Annotated in this window: 2 protein-coding genes; one reads left to right on the top strand and one right to left on the bottom strand. The window is 71.7% G+C overall.

What is annotated here, in order from left to right:
* Window positions 1-2: 2 nt before the first annotated feature.
* Window positions 3-308 carry a DUF1330 domain-containing protein gene (locus ACFYY8_RS42105; RefSeq protein ID WP_390050697.1) on the bottom strand — a complete coding sequence of 102 codons (306 nt, stop codon included), beginning with the start codon at window positions 306-308 and terminating at the stop codon, window positions 3-5.
* Window positions 309-496: 188 nt separating this feature from the next.
* On the opposite strand from ACFYY8_RS42105, the gene ACFYY8_RS42100 reads away from it, so the two are divergent.
* Window positions 497-1,399 (top strand): LysR substrate-binding domain-containing protein, encoded by a 903-nt coding sequence (locus ACFYY8_RS42100; RefSeq protein WP_390050696.1) that lies wholly within the window; start codon window positions 497-499, stop codon window positions 1,397-1,399.
* Window positions 1,400-1,404: the final 5 nt, after the last annotated feature.

The raw sequence follows: 1,404 nt of genomic DNA, 5'->3' as shown, positions 1-1,404 counted from the left end.
GGTCAGTCGATGCCTTCGACGATGCGGAAGTCGCGCTCGACGCCGTCGGGGAGGGCGACCAGCGCCTTCTGGTACGCCTCGCTCTCGTATGCCGCGACGGCCTGTTCAAAGCTGTCGAACTCGATCAGAACGACGCGTTGCGTGATTCCGGCCTCGTGGGCGACGACTCGACCGCCACGGGACGGCAGGAGGGACAGGACGCGCCCGCCCCCGGCCTGGACAGCCAGACCGGCCAGCTTGTCGTAGGCGGTCAGCCTCTCAGGGTCGGAGACGGCGGGGTAGACACTGACCCAGTAGCCCTTGGCCATGGAAACCTCCTGTGTTGGGCCGGACACGTCCGACTTCGAATTGCCCCTCGGATCGATCGGTCCCGGCGGCGGGTACCGCGGTCGGTCGAATCGCCGTACGCGCAGGTTAGGGCTTGATGCGCGGCCGAGGGAAAGATCGGTCCGGGATAGGCTCAGAACGGATCGTTATCAATCGGCGGGGAGGGTACGTGGCGCCGGACACGGTGAGCCTGCGGTACTTCCTGGTGCTGGCGCAGGAGCTGAACTTCACCCGCGCGGCCGCGCGGATCGGTATCGCACAGCCCGCGCTCAGCGCCCGGATGCGCCGACTGGAGGCGGAACTCGGTACGGCCCTGCTGGTCCGCAACACGCGTAGCGTCGCGTTGACCACGGCCGGGGCGGCTTTGGCGGAGTCCGCGCCGCCCGCGCTGGCGGCGCTGGACCGGGCATGGGACACCGCCCGGAGCGCGGCGGCCGGTGAGCTGGGCACGCTGCGCATCGGATACAGCCTCACCGCCGGGGCCGAGACGGCACCGGCCCTGGTGGACAGGCTCATTCGCAGCGGCCCGGGACTCAAGGTCGGCGCGGTCCCGATGGCGACACCGGAGATCTGCCCCGCGGTCGCCGACGGCCGCATCGACGCCGGGATCACCCGCGGTGAACAGCCGGGCCGTGGCGTGCGCCGGTTCCTGCTGCGGCGTGAGCGCGTCGGGGTCCTGCTGGCGCGGCACCATCCGCTGGCCGGACACCCGGAGATCGAGATCGCCGACGCGGCCGCGTATCCGCTGCGCCTCCCGGACCGCGCGGCCAACCCCGTGATCCACGATCAGCTGTCCGCACTGTTCCGAGACACCCGGCCACACCCCCGGTTCCACACGCCCGCGGTCACTGTCGACATGTCTCTGCGCGACCTGCGCGACGGGGCCACCCTGGCCCCGGGCGGAGAAGCCGCGGTCACGGCACAACCGGCCGGTCTCACCTGGCGACCGCTGCGGGGCGCGCCCAGCCTGACGATCCACCTGGTCCTCCCACGTGAGCCGTCGCCGCTGCACCGCCGCGTCCGTGCCGTCGCCAAAGCCCTGGCGCACGAGCTGCACTGGCTGCCGGACTGACGCGC

The sequence above is a fragment of the Streptosporangium sp. NPDC001559 genome (assembly GCF_042893955.1).
Taxonomy (GTDB): domain Bacteria; phylum Actinomycetota; class Actinomycetes; order Streptosporangiales; family Streptosporangiaceae; genus Streptosporangium.
Note: the sequence above shows the minus strand (reverse complement) of the source record. Positions and strands in the feature narration are given on the sequence as shown.

Coding starts and splice junctions, on each gene's coding strand:
- ACFYY8_RS42105 (WP_390050697.1), bottom strand. CDS start 308: ATGGCCAAGGGCTACTGGGTCAGTGTCTACCCCGCCGTCTCCGACCCT.